Origin of the sequence: Tateyamaria omphalii, from assembly GCF_001969365.1 — a bacterium.
GTDB classification, from domain to species: domain Bacteria; phylum Pseudomonadota; class Alphaproteobacteria; order Rhodobacterales; family Rhodobacteraceae; genus Tateyamaria; species Tateyamaria omphalii_A.
Genome location: NZ_CP019312.1, coordinates 955435 through 972065 on the forward strand (window position 1 = coordinate 955435; position 16631 = coordinate 972065).

At 64.6% G+C, this 16631-nt stretch carries 18 protein-coding genes; 13 read left to right on the forward strand and 5 right to left on the reverse strand.

Annotation, left to right across the window (positions count from 1 at the left end; all coding sequences use genetic code 11):
- Positions 1 to 8: 8 nt before the first annotated feature.
- From nthA to BWR18_RS04705, 3 genes are read left to right on the forward strand one after another with little or no spacing between them, the layout of a single operon-like run.
- Positions 9 to 626, forward strand: coding sequence for a nitrile hydratase subunit alpha (nthA, locus tag BWR18_RS04695; RefSeq protein WP_076630127.1), 618 nt, complete (start codon positions 9 to 11; stop codon positions 624 to 626).
- Positions 623 to 1297, forward strand: a complete 675-nt coding sequence (gene nthB, locus BWR18_RS04700; protein ID WP_076626929.1) for a nitrile hydratase subunit beta — start codon at positions 623 to 625, stop codon at positions 1295 to 1297. Before nthA ends, nthB begins: the two co-directional genes overlap by 4 nt.
- On the forward strand, positions 1294 to 1602 hold the full coding sequence (locus BWR18_RS04705) for a nitrile hydratase accessory protein (protein WP_076626930.1): 309 nt from the start codon (positions 1294 to 1296) through the stop codon (positions 1600 to 1602). The genes nthB and BWR18_RS04705 overlap by 4 nt, the downstream gene beginning before the upstream one ends.
- Before the next feature lie 64 nt (positions 1603 to 1666).
- Here the strand turns inward: BWR18_RS04705 and BWR18_RS04710 are convergent, their stop codons facing one another.
- Positions 1667 to 2062, reverse strand: coding sequence for a DUF6524 family protein (locus BWR18_RS04710; protein WP_076626931.1), 396 nt, complete (start codon positions 2060 to 2062; stop codon positions 1667 to 1669).
- A 169-nt stretch (positions 2063 to 2231) separates the two neighbouring features.
- Here BWR18_RS04710 and BWR18_RS04715 point away from each other — a divergent pair, with 169 nt between their 5' ends.
- Genes BWR18_RS04715 through BWR18_RS04725 form a run of 3 tightly spaced genes read left to right on the forward strand, consistent with a single transcriptional unit; the run spans position 2232 to position 4171 of the window.
- Positions 2232 to 3524, forward strand: coding sequence for an adenylosuccinate synthase (locus BWR18_RS04715; RefSeq protein ID WP_076626932.1), 1293 nt, complete (start codon positions 2232 to 2234; stop codon positions 3522 to 3524).
- Positions 3525 to 3533: 9 nt separating this feature from the next.
- Positions 3534 to 3749, forward strand: coding sequence for a DUF2842 domain-containing protein (locus BWR18_RS04720; RefSeq protein WP_076626933.1), 216 nt, complete (start codon positions 3534 to 3536; stop codon positions 3747 to 3749).
- Between the two features lie 41 nt (positions 3750 to 3790).
- Positions 3791 to 4171: a glyoxalase superfamily protein gene (locus BWR18_RS04725; protein ID WP_076626934.1), complete on the forward strand. Its 381-nt coding sequence runs from the start codon at positions 3791 to 3793 to the stop codon at positions 4169 to 4171.
- A gap of 52 nt (positions 4172 to 4223) precedes the next feature.
- Here the strand turns inward: BWR18_RS04725 and BWR18_RS04730 are convergent, their stop codons facing one another.
- Entirely contained in the window at positions 4224 to 6389 is a 2166-nt protein-coding gene (locus BWR18_RS04730) for a hypothetical protein (RefSeq protein WP_172839355.1), read from the reverse strand.
- Between the two features lie 140 nt (positions 6390 to 6529).
- Between BWR18_RS04730 and BWR18_RS04740 the strand changes: the two genes are divergently transcribed.
- Positions 6530 to 7249, forward strand: a complete 720-nt coding sequence (locus BWR18_RS04740) for a thiamine diphosphokinase (RefSeq protein ID WP_076626937.1) — start codon at positions 6530 to 6532, stop codon at positions 7247 to 7249.
- Here BWR18_RS04740 and BWR18_RS04745 read toward each other — a convergent pair.
- The 3 genes from BWR18_RS04745 to BWR18_RS04760 all read right to left on the reverse strand — a co-directional run bounded on the left by BWR18_RS04745 (position 7167) and on the right by BWR18_RS04760 (position 11141).
- Positions 7167 to 8084, reverse strand: a complete 918-nt coding sequence (locus BWR18_RS04745) for a DMT family transporter (protein ID WP_076626938.1) — start codon at positions 8082 to 8084, stop codon at positions 7167 to 7169. The two genes, BWR18_RS04740 and BWR18_RS04745, sit on opposite strands and share 83 nt — an antisense overlap.
- A 965-nt stretch (positions 8085 to 9049) precedes the next feature.
- Positions 9050 to 10423, reverse strand: coding sequence for an L-serine ammonia-lyase (locus tag BWR18_RS04755; protein ID WP_076626940.1), 1374 nt, complete (start codon positions 10421 to 10423; stop codon positions 9050 to 9052).
- Between the two features lies 1 nt (position 10424).
- Positions 10425 to 11141 (reverse strand): glutathione S-transferase family protein, encoded by a 717-nt coding sequence (locus BWR18_RS04760; RefSeq protein WP_438873642.1) that lies wholly within the window; start codon positions 11139 to 11141, stop codon positions 10425 to 10427.
- A 117-nt stretch (positions 11142 to 11258) separates the two neighbouring features.
- Between BWR18_RS04760 and BWR18_RS04765 the strand changes: the two genes are divergently transcribed.
- From BWR18_RS04765 to BWR18_RS04790, 6 genes are all read left to right on the forward strand, one after another.
- Positions 11259 to 11846, forward strand: a complete 588-nt coding sequence (locus BWR18_RS04765; protein ID WP_076626942.1) for a hypothetical protein — start codon at positions 11259 to 11261, stop codon at positions 11844 to 11846.
- Positions 11847 to 12001: 155 nt separating this feature from the next.
- On the forward strand, positions 12002 to 12790 hold the full coding sequence (gene rpiA / locus BWR18_RS04770; RefSeq protein WP_076626943.1) for a ribose-5-phosphate isomerase RpiA: 789 nt from the start codon (positions 12002 to 12004) through the stop codon (positions 12788 to 12790).
- A gap of 11 nt (positions 12791 to 12801) precedes the next feature.
- Entirely contained in the window at positions 12802 to 14280 is a 1479-nt protein-coding gene (locus BWR18_RS04775; protein WP_076626944.1) for an FAD-dependent oxidoreductase, read from the forward strand.
- 73 nt (positions 14281 to 14353) lie between these two features.
- Positions 14354 to 15523, forward strand: a complete 1170-nt coding sequence (hflK, locus tag BWR18_RS04780; RefSeq protein ID WP_076626945.1) for an FtsH protease activity modulator HflK — start codon at positions 14354 to 14356, stop codon at positions 15521 to 15523.
- Positions 15523 to 16419 carry a protease modulator HflC gene (gene hflC / locus BWR18_RS04785; protein ID WP_076626946.1) on the forward strand — a complete coding sequence of 299 codons (897 nt, stop codon included), beginning with the start codon at positions 15523 to 15525 and terminating at the stop codon, positions 16417 to 16419. Before hflK ends, hflC begins: the two co-directional genes overlap by 1 nt.
- Entirely contained in the window at positions 16419 to 16613 is a 195-nt protein-coding gene (locus BWR18_RS04790; protein ID WP_039682458.1) for a DUF2065 domain-containing protein, read from the forward strand. The genes hflC and BWR18_RS04790 overlap by 1 nt, the downstream gene beginning before the upstream one ends.
- The last annotated feature ends 18 nt before the right edge of the window (positions 16614 to 16631 follow it).

Genomic DNA, 16631 nt, shown 5'->3' on the forward strand with positions numbered 1-16631 from the left:
ATCGGCCTATGCCACATGATCATGCCGACCACGACCACCCGCATTCGCTGCTGCCGCCAGACCCTGCTTTGCGGGTCAAGGCGCTGGAAACCATTCTGGTGCAGAAGGGGCTGATTGACCCCGCGGCGCTGGATGAAATCATCGACACTTACGAGAACCGGATCGGGCCGAAGAACGGTGCGCATGTGGTGGCGCGGGCGTGGTCCGACCCGGCGTTCAAGGCGGCGCTGCTCGCGGATGCCGATCCGGTGCTCGCCGGGATGGGCTATTATGGCCGTCAGGGGGAACATATGGTCGTGGTCGAGAACACGGCAGATGTGCACAACATGGTCGTGTGTACCTTGTGCTCTTGCTACCCGTGGCCTTTGCTGGGCATTCCGCCGGGCTGGTACAAGTCCGATGCCTACCGCGCCCGTGCTGTGCGTGAGCCGCGCAAGGTGCTGGCGGAGTTCGGTGTGACGCTGCCCGAGGGGCAGGCGGTGCGCGTCTGGGATTCGACGGCAGAGGTGCGGTATCTGGTGCTGCCGCAGCGCCCCGAAGGCACGGACGGTATGGATGAGGCGGCACTCATGGCGCTGGTCACCCGCGACAGCATGATCGGCTGTGGATTGGCAAGCGCGCCATGACCCGCGTGTATGACATGGGTGGACGGTTCGGCGACGGGGCGGTGGTGCCCGAAGCGGAGCATGTGAAGTTCCATGCCGATTGGCATCCGCGGGCGCTGGCGATCACGTTGGCCTGTGGATCGTTGGGCCTGTGGAACATCGACATCTCGCGCCATGCCCGTGAAGGGCTGTCGCCCAACGATTATGGCCGCTTCTCTTACTACGAAAAGTGGATTGCTGCGCTGGCGGATCTTCTGGTCGAAACCGGCGCGCTGAGCCGGGACGAATTGGAACGCGGTGCCGCCGACGGGACGAGCGACTTGGCAGAGAAGCGGCTGGCGGCGGCTGCGGTGGCGGGCGTGCTGGCCAAGGGCGGACCGGCCACGCGGCCCAGCAACGTCGCACCGCTCTTTGCGGTGGGCGACACGGTCAACATTCGGTCGATGCCCGAGAACGTGATGGTGCCCGGCGGTCACACGCGTCTGCCCGGTTATGCGGCGGGGGCGACAGCGACGGTCATCCGTCTGCACGGCGCGCATGTGCTGCCCGACAGCAATGCGCACCGCATGGGCGAGGCGCCCGAGCCGCTGTATGCCGTGGCGTTGAAGGCGCGGGACATCTGGGCGCACCCCGAACACCCCGAGGACGAGGTGATCCTCGATCTGTGGCAAAGCTATCTGGCGGCACCATGAGACCCGAACCGGTGTTCGAGGCGCCATGGCACGCGCAGCTCTTTGCGCTGACCGTCCATCTGAACGAGGCGGGGCAGTTCAACTGGCCCGACTGGGCCGCGCGGTTCGGCGCGACGCTCAAACGGCACGGGGTGGAGAAGGACCTGAACGGCGGCGATGACTACTTCATCGCATGGCTCGACACACTCGAAACGCTGTTGACGGAAACCGGTGCAGCGGAGGCGGAAGCACTGGCCGAGATGCGCACAGCCTGGGAAGCCGCCTATCTGCGCACGCCGCATGGCCAGCCGGTGTCACTCGATTGATCTTTCACTTGGCCAGATAAACTCCGGGGGAGTCGCGGCAGCGACGGGGGCTGGCCCCCTTCTGTCATTCGTCGACATCATCCATATCGGCCTGACCGGACAGGCGCCGCCGCACGTGGCTCCAGTTGAGGCCGATGCCCAGCACCAGCGACAGCGCAAAGAGGCCGAGCCAGGTGTTGAGATTGCCATTGTCGAGCGCCAGCAACCCAAGATCGTAGAGCACCCAAACACCCGCGCCCACGACCGCGAGAACCAGCGCCATGCCGAAGCCGCCGATGGAGCGCAGCGTGGCGCGCAGGTAGATGATGTAGCCGATCAAGAGGAGCAGGCCGCTTAGGACCGCAATCGACAGGTTCTCGGACCCATATTGCAGGGTCCAGGACACATAATTGTAGTCGGAGGGGTTGTAGGTCGCGGCGAGGAGCCCGAAGGCAAAGAGCCAGCGTGCGAGAAAGCCCATGAAGCAGTTCCTTGATCGTGCTGATGCTTTGATGGACCGAATGGCGCGCGCGCTGCAAGCTGTGGGCGCCTCCGGCGGTGGTATTTTTAGTCAGAAGAAGACCAGATAGCGGTTTGCCTCTGGCCCGCGCGTCGCTATACGGGCGCGGGTTTCATGGAAAGGATGTCTCATGGCCAATGTGGTGGTTGTCGGCGCGCAATGGGGCGACGAGGGCAAGGGCAAGATCGTCGACTGGCTGAGCGAGCGGGCCGATGTGATCGCGCGCTTTCAGGGCGGCCATAATGCCGGGCACACGTTGGTCATTGATGGTGAGGTGTACAAGCTCCATGCGCTACCGTCTGGCGTCGTGCGCGGCGGCAAGCTGTCTGTGATCGGCAATGGCGTCGTGCTGGACCCCTGGCATCTGGTGTCCGAGATCGAGACCCTGCGCGGTCAGGGGGTCGAGATCACGCCCGAGACGCTGATGATTGCCGAGAACACGCCGCTGATCCTGCCCATCCATGGCGAGTTGGACCGTGCGCGCGAGGCGCAGAATTCCGTGGCCAAGATCGGCACGACGGGCCGTGGGATCGGTCCGTGTTACGAGGACAAGGTGGGCCGCCGTGTCGTGCGCGTGGCGGATCTGGCCGATCAGGCGACGCTGGAATTGCGCGTGGACCGTGCCCTTGTGCATCACGATGCGCTGCGCCGGGGCCTTGGGTTGGACCCCGTGGACCGTGATGCGCTGATTGCGAAGTTGAAGGACGTGGCCCCGGCCATTCTGGAATACGCGGCCCCCGTCTGGAAGGTGATGAACGAGGCGCGCAAGGCGGGCAAGCGTATCCTGTTCGAAGGGGCGCAGGGCGCGCTTCTGGACATTGATTTCGGCACCTATCCCTTTGTTACCTCGTCCAACGTGATTGCGGGGCAGGCGGCCACCGGTGTCGGCATGGGGCCGGGCAGCATTGATTTCGTGCTGGGCATCGTCAAAGCCTACACGACGCGTGTAGGCGAGGGGCCGTTTCCGACCGAGTTGGAGGACGCGGATGGCCAGCGTCTGGGCGAGCGCGGCCACGAGTTCGGCACCACCACGGGCCGCAAGCGCCGCTGCGGGTGGTTCGATGCGTGCCTTGTGCGCCAGACCTGCGCGACGTCCGGTGTGAACGGGATTTCGCTGACCAAGCTGGACGTGCTTGATGGGTTCGAGACACTGAAAATCTGCGTCGGCTACGAACTTGACGGCGTGCGCATGGACTATTTGCCCACTGCCGCGGATCAACAGGCGCGCTGCACGCCCATTTACGAAGAGATGCCCGGCTGGTCCGAATCCACCGAAGGCGCGCGCAGCTGGGCCGACCTGCCTGCGGGCGCCATCAAGTATGTGCGCCGGGTCGAGGAGTTGATCGACTGTCCGGTCGCCCTACTCTCAACCTCGCCCGAGCGGGAGGATACCATCCTGGTGCGGGACCCGTTTGCCGACTAGGGAGGCCCCATGGCACTGCGTTACAAGACCCGGAAACGTCTGTCCCTGCTGATCCTGATCGTGGGTCTGCCGCTGTATATCGTGGCGGCCGTGAACATTGTTGGACTGTTTGACCGGCCGTCCGTCCTGGTGGAGCTGCTGGTCTATGTGGGGCTTGGCGTGATCTGGGCCTTTCCGTTGAGAGCGGTGTTCAAGGGGATCGGTCAGGCGGACCCGGACGCCTGAAGATGTGCTAACGTGGTGGTGCCCAAAAGGAGGACGCCACCATGCCCCGGTTTGCCCCGCCCATCCCGATCCTGCGCAGTTTCGACGAAGCGCAGGCGCGCGCGTTTTACATCGACTTTCTGGGCTTCGAAGTGACGTTCGAGTTCCGGTTCGAGCCGGGCACGCCGCTGTACATGGGCGTGCGGCTGGGGGATTGCGCGTTGCACCTGTCGGAGCATTTCGGGGATGCGAGCCCCGGCGCGTCGATCCGGATCGAGATGGACGATGTCCATGGCTATTGTGCGGCGCTGAATGCCAAGCGGTATCGCCATGCGCGGCCCGGCGTGCAGCGCCAGCCCTGGGGGATGGACGACATGACGATCTCTGATCCCTTTGGAAACAAGCTGATCTTTTGCACCGACGTGCCGACGGACGCGCAATAGCAAAGGGGCGGCCCATGTGGACCGCCCCTTGTGGTGTGACTGGATACAGGGCCTAGCCCGCTTCGCGTTGGTCCGGGCGGTAGCCGATGTCGCCGGTGACTGCAAAGCGGCCCCCTTTGATCTTTTCGATCTTGCCCGCGCGCAGAAGCTGGCCGAACGACCGCAGCCCGTCTTCGCGGCTGAAATCGTCTTGTTCGACCTGGCGCACCTTGGTCATCAGCTGCGGGCGCGAGAATTGGTCGCGGCCCTCGACGAAGCTGAGATAGCTGGCCGCAGCTTCCAGAAGGGCGGGCAGGTCATGCGCGCCCATCTCGGCGGCATAATCAGCGAAGCTGCCGGTTTCCTCGGCGGCGGTCGCCTCTTCCACGGCGGCGACGCGGCGGGGTGTGACCGGCCCCTTGGGTGCGGTGTCGATGTCCACGCGTTGCTCGGCCACCAGCTTGAGCGGTGCGGGGCGGTCCGTGCCGGGGCGGTTGGCGCGGTCGCCGCGCGCTTCGGGCCTGCGGGGTTTGACGACAGAGGCCAGATCGGAGCGGAACGCCCCTTCTTCTTCCTCTTCATCCTTTTTCCCGATGTCGGCGTCGGCCTTTTTCGCCATGACGGCGGCCTTGAGATGTTGGAAGGCGTTCCGGCGGCGTGAGCCTTCGGGTTCTTCCATCTGGTTGTCTGCTTCGGCCATCAGACGCTGGACGTCGTCATCCTTGACGGGCTGCGTATCGGCGTCGGCTTCGGTCGACACAGCGTCTGTGTCTTCGGCCGCATCGCTTGCGTCCGATACGGCGTCATCGGCGTCTGCATCGCCCTGGGCGGCCGTATCAGCCGTTGGCAATTCCGCCTCTACCTCGGCGAGGTCAGCGAGCAATTCCGCCTCTTCGGCCTCGGACAGGGTACTGTCGGTGTCCGCATCGTCTTCGGCCACCTCTTCGAGGGCGCCGCTGGCGATGGCTGCGTCGATGTCGGCGCGCTTGACCTTGATGACGCGGGCGCGCGGTTTGGCCGGGGCGTCGTCCTCGGCGGTGTCGTCAAAGATGTTGTCATCCTTGTCTTCGTCCGCTGTTGGCTGATCGTCATCCGCAGCCATCAGGGCCGCGAGAGTGTCGAGGCCCATGTCTTCGTCCTCGTCCTGGCCCGCTTGTGCGTCGGACTGAGATGCGGTTGCGTCTCCGGTCTCGGTCTCGGTCTCGGTCTCGGTCTCGGTCTCGGTTACGGCAGAGGCTTCGATCTCCTCGGTCGTTTCCGTCTCGACCTGCTCGGCGCTGTCGCTTTCGAAACGGGCCAGAATATCGGCGATGGGATCGTCGTCCTCATCCTCGATGGCGTCTGGCGTGTCCTGATCCTGTGCGGCGTCCAGCGCTTGCGCTGCGTTGTCGAGGATCACATGCGGCTCTGCGATGGCGTCGGTGGAGACATCCTCCATCTCGGGGGCCGGGTTGAAAGCGTCGGCATGTTCGTCTTCGAACATTTCGTCTTTTTCCGCTTCTTCCTGGCTTTGCGATACGACGGCGCGGATGCGCTGCAGTTTTGCGGCGATGCTGTCGGGTGCGGCGGGCGCGTCGGTCACGGGAGTTGGGACGGGTTCTGCGTCAACCGTTTCGTCCGCGACCGGGGTTGCATCCGCCGGTGCGCTGGCAAAGAATTCTTCGGCTTCGGCTTCGGCTTCGGCTTCGGCTTCGGCTTCGGCTTCGGCTTCGGCTTCGGCTGCTACCGGTTCAGCCTCAATCGCTTCAGCTTCGGCGTCTGTCGGCGCTGCATCCACCTGTGCGGCCTCTTGCGGGTCTTCCGGCACCACGGCGTGCGGCGCTTCGGCTTCGTCTGTGCGCGGTGTGGCGTCATCCACTGCGGGGGCGGCGGTCTCCGGGGTTTCTGCCTGAGGGGCCGGTGCCGGGTCTGCTGCGCGGGCGACCGCGGGCGCTGCCGTGGCTGCGGCGAGGGCCGCAGGGGATGCCACGCTCGCCTCTGGCGCCTGCGTTTCCGCGCTCAGGAAAATGCGTCCTTCCTGCTGGCGGGCTTCCACGCGGCGCGAGATTTCGCGTTCCGCGATGCGGGCCAGCATCTCGGCATCGGGTTGGGGCGGTTCTGCGCCGAAATACCTGTCATCGGCGGCAAGGTCGCGGAAATACTCCGCAATCGCCTTCATCGTGCCAAAGCTGTCGTCGAATCCCTCCAACGTGCACGAGAACGTGCCGTAGGAGACTGTCAAAATTTTATTATTATTCATCATCGGATGCTCGTCCTCTGCTGATATGCAAAGGCCTGACTAGGGGCTATGCCGGGCGAAAGCGGCCCGAATCTGTGCCATGAACGGTATCATTTCAGGGCGACATTGTGATCTATTTCCGAAAGTTGCATTAATTTGCCATGATTCCCCCCCGTATTCAAAGCGATGAGCCCGTGGCCCTGTTTGGCGGCGGAGAGGCCAGCATGGCCGATATTGACCTGGTTCAGACCCTGGCCACCCGGTTTGTCGCTGCCGATGGCGGGGCTGCCATGGCCGTGCGGGCAGGGGTGGCGCTGGATGCGGTGATCGGGGATTTCGATTCCGTTTCGGCCGATGTTCTGGCGCAGATACCACCGGCGCGACAGCACCATATCGCAGAGCAGGACAGCACGGATTTTGACAAGGCACTGCGCCATATCTTTGCCCCCGTCGTGCTGGCCGTGGGGTTTCTGGGCGGGCGCGTGGACCATCAGCTGGGGTGCCTGAGCGTGCTGGCCCGGTATCCGGAGCGTGCGTGCATTCTGCTTGGGCCGGACGAGATCGTGATGCTGTGCCCGCCGCGGCTGGACTTGCCGACCGTGCCGGGCGACGTTGTGTCGCTGGTGCCGCTGGCCCCGGTGCAGGGCATGTCGACCGGGCTGCGGTGGCCGATCGGCGGGCTTCGGTTCGATCCGATTGAACGGATCGGGACGTCGAATGAGGCGGAGGGCCCCGTGTCGCTGACCATGGAGCGGCCCGCCATGGTCCTGATCGCGCCGCGCCGCTGTCTGGCGCCTGTTACGCAGGCGCTGGTGCAGGGGCCGTCAGACGCGAGATGGCCCGCTCGCGCAGCACGATGTACAGCCCCGCCGCAATCGTGATGCAGATCCCCACAGACGCCAACCCGTTGGGCAGATCGCGGAACACGATGAACCCGAGGATCGTGGCAAAGGGGATCTCAAGATATTGCATGGGCGCCAGCGTGGCAGAGGGCGCATAGCGCAGCGACCAGGTCATCAGCAGGTGCGCGAGGGTGCCCAGCCCGCCGATGGCCAGCAGCAGCGTCCATTCCATGCTGTCGGGCCGGATCAGCTCGATGCCGGGGATGTCGCGTCCCTGCAGCAGGACCACGAGTGGCCCCATGATCACGACCGCCATCACCCCGCTGACGGCTTGCAGGCCGATCGGGTCCGTCTCTTTCGCGATCTGGCGCGTGACCAGCATGAAGACCGAGAAGTTGATCGCCACAAACACCGGCAGCAGGGCCGGCCAGCCCACCTCGACAAAGCTGGGCTGTACGACCAGCAATGTGCCCGCAAAGCCCACGATGCAGGCCATGAAACGCCGGCTGCCGACCTCTTCCCCCAGCACGTATTTGCCGAGCAGCAGCATGATGAAGGGCATGACAAAGGCGATGGCAACGGCGTCCGCGAGTGGCAGATATTTCAGGGCCGTGAACATTGCGCCGATGCCGAGGATGTGGAGGACCGTCCGGAACAACGTTAGCCGAAAGACCCGCCCGCGCATCCGCCACAGCCGGCTTCCGGCCCACACGATGGGGACCAGGATGATGACCTGAACAGCAAATCGGATCAGGACAAGCTGGCTGAGGGGAACCGATTGGCCCAGCACCTTGGCCACCGCGTCTCCGACCGGAGCCACGATGCAGAAGCCAAGCATCAAAAGGATGCCGAGAAGGGGGCGATCTTGGGCCATGTGTGTACGCTAACGGCTGGTGGACCCAGTGCAACAATTGGTTTGGGGCGTTGTTGACGCTGTTTGGCGTCAGCGTTTTTGGGTTTTGGCCGGGGGTGCGCTCTTGGCTTTGCCAATTCGCCCACCCACCGACCCCGGATGTGTCCAGCTTCGGCTTCACCAAGACAAAACCTTTGTCCCGGGTCCAGCCCCGCATGATCTTTGGCGTGACAGGGGCTGGTCTGCCGCTCAAGCAGAAATGCGGTTTCCACTTGCAGGGACCCTCCGCATTTCAGCTGGACCGGCAGCCCAGCCCCTGTCCCTTGGCGATCAGGCGACGCTGGCTCCGAGACAAAGAGGCCGCGGCTGCGCAGGCAGACGCGGCCAGTGGCAAGGACTGCTTTTGCGTGCAAAAGCTGTCGGCCACACCGTGGAGGAACTAGGCGACACCGTGTCCGGCTGCGCAGGCAGACGCGGCCGGTGGCGAGGACTGCTTTTGCGTGCAAAAGCTGTCGGCCACACCGTGGAGGAACTAGGCGACACCGTGTCCGGCTGCGCAGGCAGACGCGGCCGGTGGCGAGGACAGCTTTTGCGTGCAAAAGCTGTCGGCCACACCGTGGAGGAACTGGGCGACACCGTGTCCGGCTGCGCAGGCAGACGCGGCCGGTGGCGAGGGCTGCTTTGGCGAAGCAAAAGCTGTCGGCCACACCGTGGAGTAACTGGGCGACACCGGGTCCGGCTGCGCAGGCAGACGCAGCCGGTGGCAAGGACTGCTTTTGCGTGCAAAAGCTGTCGGCCACACCGTGGAGGACCTGGGCGACACCGTGTCCGGCTGCGCAGGCAGACGCGGCCGGTGGCGAGGACAGCTTTTGCGTGCAAAAGCTGTCGGCCACACCGTGGAGGACCTGGGCGCAGGGCTTTCGGGGCTGCGCAGGCTGACGCGGCCGGTGGCACGCATGGATTCCCCTCTTCAAGCGGAGGAAGGCTCAGCAGTTTGGGACGTTGACGGCAAGGCCGCCCAGTGACGTTTCCTTGTATTTCTCACTCATGTCCGCCCCCGTCTGCCGCATCGTTTCAATGCAGGCATCGAGCGGCACGAGATGCGTGCCGTCACCGCGCAGGGCGAGGCTCGCGGCGCTCACCGCCTTGATCGCACCCAGGCCGTTGCGCTCGATACACGGCACCTGCACCAGTCCCTTGACCGGATCGCAGGTCATGCCGAGGTGGTGTTCGAGCGCGATCTCGGCCGCGTTTTCGATCTGCTGTGGCGTCCCGCCCATCACGGCGCAAAGCCCGGCGGCGGCCATGGCGGCAGCGCTCCCGACCTCTGCCTGGCACCCCGCTTCGGCGCCCGAGATCGAGGCGTTGTACTTCACCAGCCCGCCGATGGCGGCGGCGGTGAGCAGAAAGTCCTCCACATGCGCCTCGGAGGCGCCGGGCACGTGGTCCAGGTAGTAGCGCAAGGTCGCGGGCAGCACGCCCGCCGCGCCATTGGTGGGTGCGGTGACCACTTGGCCACCGGCGGCATTTTCCTCGTTCACCGCCATGGCATAGACGCTCATCCAGTCGTTGATCGTGTGGGGCGCGGTCAGGTTCATGCCCCGTTCGGCCATCAGCTTGTCGTGGATCCCCTTGGCGCGGCGCTTGACCTGCAGACCGCCGGGCAGAATGCCCTCGGTCGTCAGCCCCCGGTCGATACAGTCGCGCATGACCTGCCAAAGCCGCTTGGTGCCGGACTTGAGATGCGGATCGCCATTGCGCGACACCTCGTTGGCGCGTTTCATCCCGGCAATGGATTGGCCCGAGGTCTCCGCCATCTCCAGCATCTCGGCGGCGGATTTGAACGGGTAGGGGACCGGCGGGCCCTCGTCCGTGGCCTTGCCTGCGGCCAGTTCCTCTTCGGTCATCACGAAACCGCCGCCGATGGAGTAAAAGACCTGGCGCAGCGTCACGTCGCCCTGCGCGTCCGTGGCCATCAGGATCATGCCGTTGGCGTGGCCGGTCAGCGCGGTGTCGTAGTCAAAGATCAGGTCGGACGCGGGATCGAAGCGCAGGGGCGGCAGGTCTGCGGGGTGCAGCATGTGCGTCTCTGCCAGGGCTCTCAGCGTCGCTTCGGCCTTGTCATGGTCATAGGTGTCGGGCACGAACCCGGCGAGGCCCAGGATTGTTGCCCGGTCCGTCGCGTGGCCCACGCCCGTAAACGCAAGCGAGCCGTGCAGCGAGGCCCGCACACCTGCAAACTGGAAGGGCGAGGCGCGCATCATCTCCAGAAAGCGCGCGGCGGCCACCATGGGGCCCATGGTGTGGGAGGAGGACGGGCCGATGCCGACCTTGAACATCTCGAAGACGGACAGGAACATGTTAGGTCGCGGATCCTTCGGGTGGGGTGGGCAGGACGGGGTTTGAAAAGGGCGTGGGTCCCAGCCCCTCGGCGCGGGCGACGGCTTGGGCAGCGGGGCGGGTGTCCAACTGCCTGGCCATCTGGGACAGGGCGGGATAGGCGGTCAGGTCAAACCACGTGGTCAGACCGGCAGGATAGAGCGCGCACCACCGGACGATCGCCGCCATATAGCAGTCAAGAATGGACGGCGCGGTTGGCGCCGTATGCGTGCCGATGTGGTCATCTACCACGCGCAAGGCGCCGGGCAGGGTCATGGCACCGTCGTCCGGCGCGGTCAGCTGCGCCCGCAGCCGGTCCTGTGCCTGCGCGTCATCGCCCACATATTTCGCCGGATAGAAGAGCATGCGCAATTGCGCGTGCACCGTGTTGGAGACAAAGAACACCATGCTCAGAAAGCGCGCGCGCTGGGGGCTGCCGGGCGCGGGCGCCATCTGCCCATGGGTGTCGGCCAGCCACAGCAGGATGGCTGCGGTTTCGAACATCACGCCGTGGGGCGTTTCCAGCGCGGGGATCAGCCCGACCGGGTTGATTTCCCGGTAGGCGGCACCGTCCTGCGCGCGCGCCGCGCGGTCAACCAGCGCGGTGGTGTAAGGCACGCCCATTTCCTCGAGCGTCATCCGCACGATGAGCGAGGCGTTGTCGGGCGCGTAGTGCAGAACATAAACCATCCTTGCCATGTAAACATCTGCACCGGCGGGCCAATGCCTCAAAACGACCAAATTGCCGAAGAAAGGGCCAAGATTAACCGCGCATTTACCAAGGGTGCGCTTGTCTGACCGGCAGGAGGATGTGCGATGCGTTGGATTCTGGTGTTGATGTCGGTGCTGGCCTGCCTGATGCCGTGGCGCGGGGTTCTGGCGCAGGAGTTGTCGGGTCAGGCGCTTGTCGATGCGCTGGTGGCGCGCACGCCCGGGACGACGCTGGACCGGATGCGCGAACGCCCGGACGCCTTTGTGCAAGAGGCTGCGGGGCTGATTCTGGGCTATGGTGGGCCGCGGGGACTGAGCGCGGCGGATATCGAGACGGCGATTGAGGCCGAACTGGCACGGCTGCGCGCGCGCGAGATGCGCCGATTGCTTGAGGCGGATCTGAACAATGATCTGAGCGTGACGCGCGCCGAGTTGGATGTGCTGGTCCGCGCCGCGTCGGCCACGATGCGGGGGCGGCTTCTGGTCTGGCACCGCAACGCGGATGATGACGGAGACGGGACCGTGCGCTGGGCCGAACTGCGCAGCCATGCGGACGGGCGTGCGCGTGCGGGCATGTCCGAAAGCGCGGTGGCCGCCATGCGGGCGATGATGACCTTTGATCTGGATGGCGACGCCCTTGTGGCGCTGGACGAGGTGCTGGAAGCTGTTGCGCTGCTGGGCGCTCCGGCCTGAGACAAGCCACCGTGCGGTGATGTTGCCATATGCCGTGGTGCCCGACCGGGGTGGCGCGCGATGACGCCGATCCTGCACCATTTTGCAGCCTTTGGGGTCGCATGCGCCGCGCCGGATGCGTATAAGCCCCACACTGTTTGGGGGAGTCGTCACATATGTCCGGAGAATTGTCGCCCATCGACAAGGCCAAATTCGTCGCTGCCAAGCGCGCCGCCGACTATGTCGAGGACGGGATGCGCGTGGGTCTGGGCACCGGGTCCACCGCCGCCTGGCTGGTGCGGTGCCTGGGCGAACAGGTCCGCGAGGGCGGCTTGCGCTTTCAGGGGGTGCCCACGTCGACCCGTACGGCCGATCTGGCCCGCGAGGTCGGGATCGAGGTGATCAGCCTGGATGAGGCCAAGTGGCTCGACCTGACCATCGACGGCGCGGACGAGTTCGATGGCGCGCTGAACCTGATCAAGGGCGGTGGCGGTGCGCTCTTGCAGGAAAAGATCGTGGCGACCGCCTCGGATCAAATGGTGGTGATCGCCGATATCGGCAAAGAGGTCGAGCATCTGGGCGCCTTCCCCCTGCCCGTCGAAGTGATCCCCTTTGGCTGGCAGACGACGCAGGCCCTGGTCGAGGAAACCCTTGTGTCCATGGACGTCCTGGGCCGCCAGTCGACCTTGCGGATGAACGGGGACCGCCCCTTTGTCACGGATGAGGGAAACCACATCCTCGACCTGCATTTGCAGCGCATCGGCAACCCGCGCCAGCTGAGCCTTGTGATCAACCAGATGCCGGGCGTGGTTGAAAACGGGCTCTTCATTGATATTTGTGACGCTGTCGTGATCGGCTATGGCGATGGCCGGGTCGAATTGCGCGACATCAATGAAGGTACGGTGGAACAGGACAGGCTCGATTTTCTCGAAAGCGACAACCTGTTCACCGACCTTGCAGACTAAGGACCAGGCCCATGGCGGAGTATGACTACGACCTCTTTGTGATCGGGGGCGGCTCCGGTGGCGTGCGCGCCGCCCGAGTGGCCGCGGGCGAGGCGGGCGCACGTGTCGCCTTGGCCGAAGAGGACCGCTATGGCGGCACCTGTGTCATACGCGGCTGCGTGCCCAAAAAGCTGATGGTCTTTGCCAGCGAATTTTCGGGCACCGCAGACGTGGCCAATGCCTATGGCTGGGACATGAGCGCCGGCAGCTTCAACTGGCAAGGGTTCCGCGACCGCCTGAACTCCGAACTGGACCGGCTGGAAAGCGTGTACCGCACCCTTTTGAAGACCTCCGGCGTCGATACATTCGATGCCCGCGCCCGGCTGAAGGACGCCCATACGGTTGAGCTGTCCACGGGTGAGACGAAGACGGCCAAGACCATTCTGATCGCCACCGGCGGGCACCCGGTGCGCCCGGACCTGCCCAATGCGCATCTCGGGATCGTGAGCGACGACATCTTTCATCTGGAGACCCTGCCCAAATCCATCCTGATCATCGGCGGAGGCTACATCGCGTGCGAATTTGCCTGCATCATGCACGGGCTGGGGGTCGCGGTGACGCAATACTATCGCGGCGCCCAGATCCTGCGCGGCTTTGACGACGAGGCGCGCGGCCTGATTGCGGAATCCATGCGCGAGCGGGGGATCAACCTGTTCACCGGCACCAACATCATGCAGATGGGACCGGCATCGGAGGATCATTCCGGGGCCACGCCGACCGCGTCGGACGCGACCATGGGGGCCAGCGCGCAACAGGAACTGATCATGGCGCATGGCGGTGTTGCGACAGAGGCGCGGCCTGACCACACGGGCCCCATCTGGGTCAAATCGACCACAGGCCACGAAAACGTGTATGACAAAGTTCTCTTCGCCACGGGCCGCGATCCCAACACAACCGACATGGGGCTTGAGGATCTGGGGATCGAGATTGGCCGCCGGGGCGAAATCAAGGTGGATGCGTACTCGAAAACAGCCGCCGACAGCGTCTATGCCATCGGCGACGTGACCAACCGGGTGAACCTGACACCCGTGGCAATCCGCGAGGGGATGGCCTTTGTCGAGACGGCGTTCAAGGACAACCCGACCCCGGTCGACCACGATCTGATCCCCTCGGCCATCTTCACCCAACCCGAGATGGGCACAGTGGGCCTGAGCGAAGAGGACGCGCGCGACCAGGAGGAGGTCGAGATTTACTGCACCTCGTTCCGGCCCATGCGCACCGCCTTTGCGGGCCAGCCCGACCGGGTGCTGATGAAACTCGTGGTGTCCAAGGCCACGCGCAAGGTGCTGGGTTGTCACATCGTCGCACCGGATGCGGGCGAGATGATCCAGCTTGCGGGCGTCGCCATCAAAATGGGTGCCACAAAGGAAGATTTCGACAGAACCGTGGCGGTGCACCCCACCATGTCCGAAGAAATCGTGACCATGCGCACACCAATGCGGACTGCTTGAACTTCCGGGCAAAAAGCACAGTTTAAGACCAAGGTGCAGCACAGGCTGCACGGCAAGAGGAGAACAATACCACATGGCTGGCAATACAGGCGGCCCCTGGGGGGGTGGCGGAAACTCGGGCGGCGGCGACAATGGTCGCGGCAATGGCTCCGGCGGCGGCGGTGGCCGCGGCAATGGCGGGCGTGGACCCGGTAATGAGGGTCCGCAGATCCCCGAAATCGACGAACTGGTCAAAAAGGGCCAGGAACAGCTGCGCGTCCTGATGGGCGGTCGTGGCGGTGGCGGCACCGGCGGTGGACGCGGTGCGGGCGGCGGCGGTGGTCCGTTCCTGACGCGCGGCACGCTTGGCCTTGGGGCCCTTGCGGCGCTCGTGCTCTGGGGGCTGGCAAGTTTTTATACCGTCCGTCCCGAAGAACAGTCGGTCGAACTGTTCCTGGGCGAGTTTTCGTCGGTCGGCGATCCGGGCCTGAACTTCGCACCCTGGCCCGTTGTCACGGCAGAGGTGATCCCGGTCACCCGCGAACAGACCGAGGAAATCGGTGTGGGCGGCCGCGGCGGTGATGCAGGTCTGATGCTGACAGGTGACGAAAACATCGTCGACATCGACTTTCAGGTTGTCTGGAACATCACCGAACCGGACAAGTTCCTGTTCAATCTGCGCGACCCGCGCCCGACCATTCGGGCGGTGTCGGAATCGGCCATGCGCGAGATCATCGCGCAATCCGATCTGGCCCCGATCCTCAACCGGGACCGTGGTGCCATCGCCGACCGCTTGCAGGACCTGATCCAAAGCACGCTCGACAGCTATGACAGCGGCGTCAACATCATCCGCGTCAACTTTGACAAGGCCGACCCGCCCGTCTCCGTGATCGACGCGTTCCGCGACGTGCAAGCGGCGGAACAGGAACGCGACCGCCTGCGGAACGTGGCCGACGCATACGCAAACCGTGTGCTGGCCGAGGCCCGTGGTCAGGCCGCACAGCTCCTGGAAGAAGCCGAAGGCTACCGGGCCCAGCAGGTCAACCAGGCCGAAGGTGAAGCCAGCCGCTTCTCCGCCGTGCTGGAAGAATATCTCAAGGCGCCGGAGGTGACGCGCAAGCGTCTGTATCTCGAAACCATGGAAGAGGTACTTGGCCGCGTGGACAAGATCATTCTGGATGAAAACGAAGGTGCCGGCGGGCAGGGGGTTGTCCCATATCTCCCGCTGAACGAATTGCGCCGTAACACAGCGGAGGCCAACTGATGCGAAGATCTGCATTTCTTCTGCCCATCGTCGCGGTGCTCGCGGCCATCGGTCTGTCGTCCATTTACATCGTGGATGAACGGGAAAAGGCGCTCGTCCTGCAATTCGGTCGCGTCGTCGCGGTCAAGGAAGACCCCGGACTGGCTTTCAAGATCCCGATCATCCAGGAGGTCGTCCGCTACGATGACCGGATCCTGAGCCGCGATGTTGAACCGCTTGAGGTGACACCGCTCGATGACCGTCGTCTGGTCGTCGACGCCTTTGCCCGCTACCGGATCGCGGATGTGAACCGGTTCCGTCAGGCCGTTGGTACAGGGGGCGAGGCGTCAGCCGACCGCCGCATCGACGGGATCCTGCGGAACGAGCTGCGCGAAGTGCTGGGTTCGGTGTCATCGAACGACATCCTCAGCTCGGATCGTGCTGCCCTGATGCTGCGCATCCGCAACGGCGCGATTGCCGAGGCTCTCGCGCTGGGCATCGAAGTGGTCGATGTGCGCCTCAAGCGGACCGACCTGCCAGCCGAAAACCTCGACGCCACATTCGAGCGGATGCGGGCAGAGCGTGAACGCGAAGCGACCGACGAACGCGCGCGAGGCAACGAAGCGGCGCAACGTATCCGCGCCCAGGCGGACCGGACGGTGGTCGAGTTGACGTCGGACGCGGAACGGCAGGCGGAGATCATCCGAGGTGAAGCCGACGCACGCCGCAACGGGATCTTTGCGGATGCCTTTGGCGCCGACCCGGAGTTCTTTGAATTCTATCGGTCGCTCACCGCCTACCAGCGGTCGCTTCAGGGGTCGAACTCGACCATGGTTTTGTCGCCAGACAGCGAGTTCTTCAACTACCTGAAATCGCCCACCGGCGCCGCCGCCAACGCGCTTGCCGCGGGGCAGTAATGGCCTGGGTCCTCTTGGCCCTCGGACTTGTGATGCTTGTGGAGGGGCTGGCCTATGTGCTGGCCCCTTCGCTTATCGAACGGGTGCTTGAGGTGCTGCGCACGCTGCCCGAAAGCGCGCGCCGGCAATTTGGCGCCCTTGTTTTGGTCAGCGGGCTCATTTGTATCTGGCTGGCGTTTTTCATTGGATTGTAAGGGATTGCCCTCACGTTC

Coding starts and splice junctions, on each gene's coding strand:
- nthA (WP_076630127.1), top strand. CDS start 9: ATGCCACATGATCATGCCGACCACGACCACCCGCATTCGCTGCTGCCG.
- nthB (WP_076626929.1), top strand. CDS start 623: ATGACCCGCGTGTATGACATGGGTGGACGGTTCGGCGACGGGGCGGTG.
- BWR18_RS04705 (WP_076626930.1), top strand. CDS start 1,294: ATGAGACCCGAACCGGTGTTCGAGGCGCCATGGCACGCGCAGCTCTTT.
- BWR18_RS04710 (WP_076626931.1), bottom strand. CDS start 2,062: ATGGGCTTTCTCGCACGCTGGCTCTTTGCCTTCGGGCTCCTCGCCGCG.
- BWR18_RS04715 (WP_076626932.1), top strand. CDS start 2,232: ATGGCCAATGTGGTGGTTGTCGGCGCGCAATGGGGCGACGAGGGCAAG.
- BWR18_RS04720 (WP_076626933.1), top strand. CDS start 3,534: ATGGCACTGCGTTACAAGACCCGGAAACGTCTGTCCCTGCTGATCCTG.
- BWR18_RS04725 (WP_076626934.1), top strand. CDS start 3,791: ATGCCCCGGTTTGCCCCGCCCATCCCGATCCTGCGCAGTTTCGACGAA.
- BWR18_RS04730 (WP_172839355.1), bottom strand. CDS start 6,389: ATGAATAATAATAAAATTTTGACAGTCTCCTACGGCACGTTCTCGTGC.
- BWR18_RS04740 (WP_076626937.1), top strand. CDS start 6,530: ATGATTCCCCCCCGTATTCAAAGCGATGAGCCCGTGGCCCTGTTTGGC.
- BWR18_RS04745 (WP_076626938.1), bottom strand. CDS start 8,084: ATGGCCCAAGATCGCCCCCTTCTCGGCATCCTTTTGATGCTTGGCTTC.
- BWR18_RS04755 (WP_076626940.1), bottom strand. CDS start 10,423: ATGTTCCTGTCCGTCTTCGAGATGTTCAAGGTCGGCATCGGCCCGTCC.
- BWR18_RS04760 (WP_438873642.1), bottom strand. CDS start 11,141: ATGGCAAGGATGGTTTATGTTCTGCACTACGCGCCCGACAACGCCTCG.
- BWR18_RS04765 (WP_076626942.1), top strand. CDS start 11,259: ATGCGTTGGATTCTGGTGTTGATGTCGGTGCTGGCCTGCCTGATGCCG.
- rpiA (WP_076626943.1), top strand. CDS start 12,002: ATGTCCGGAGAATTGTCGCCCATCGACAAGGCCAAATTCGTCGCTGCC.
- BWR18_RS04775 (WP_076626944.1), top strand. CDS start 12,802: ATGGCGGAGTATGACTACGACCTCTTTGTGATCGGGGGCGGCTCCGGT.
- hflK (WP_076626945.1), top strand. CDS start 14,354: ATGGCTGGCAATACAGGCGGCCCCTGGGGGGGTGGCGGAAACTCGGGC.
- hflC (WP_076626946.1), top strand. CDS start 15,523: ATGCGAAGATCTGCATTTCTTCTGCCCATCGTCGCGGTGCTCGCGGCC.
- BWR18_RS04790 (WP_039682458.1), top strand. CDS start 16,419: ATGGCCTGGGTCCTCTTGGCCCTCGGACTTGTGATGCTTGTGGAGGGG.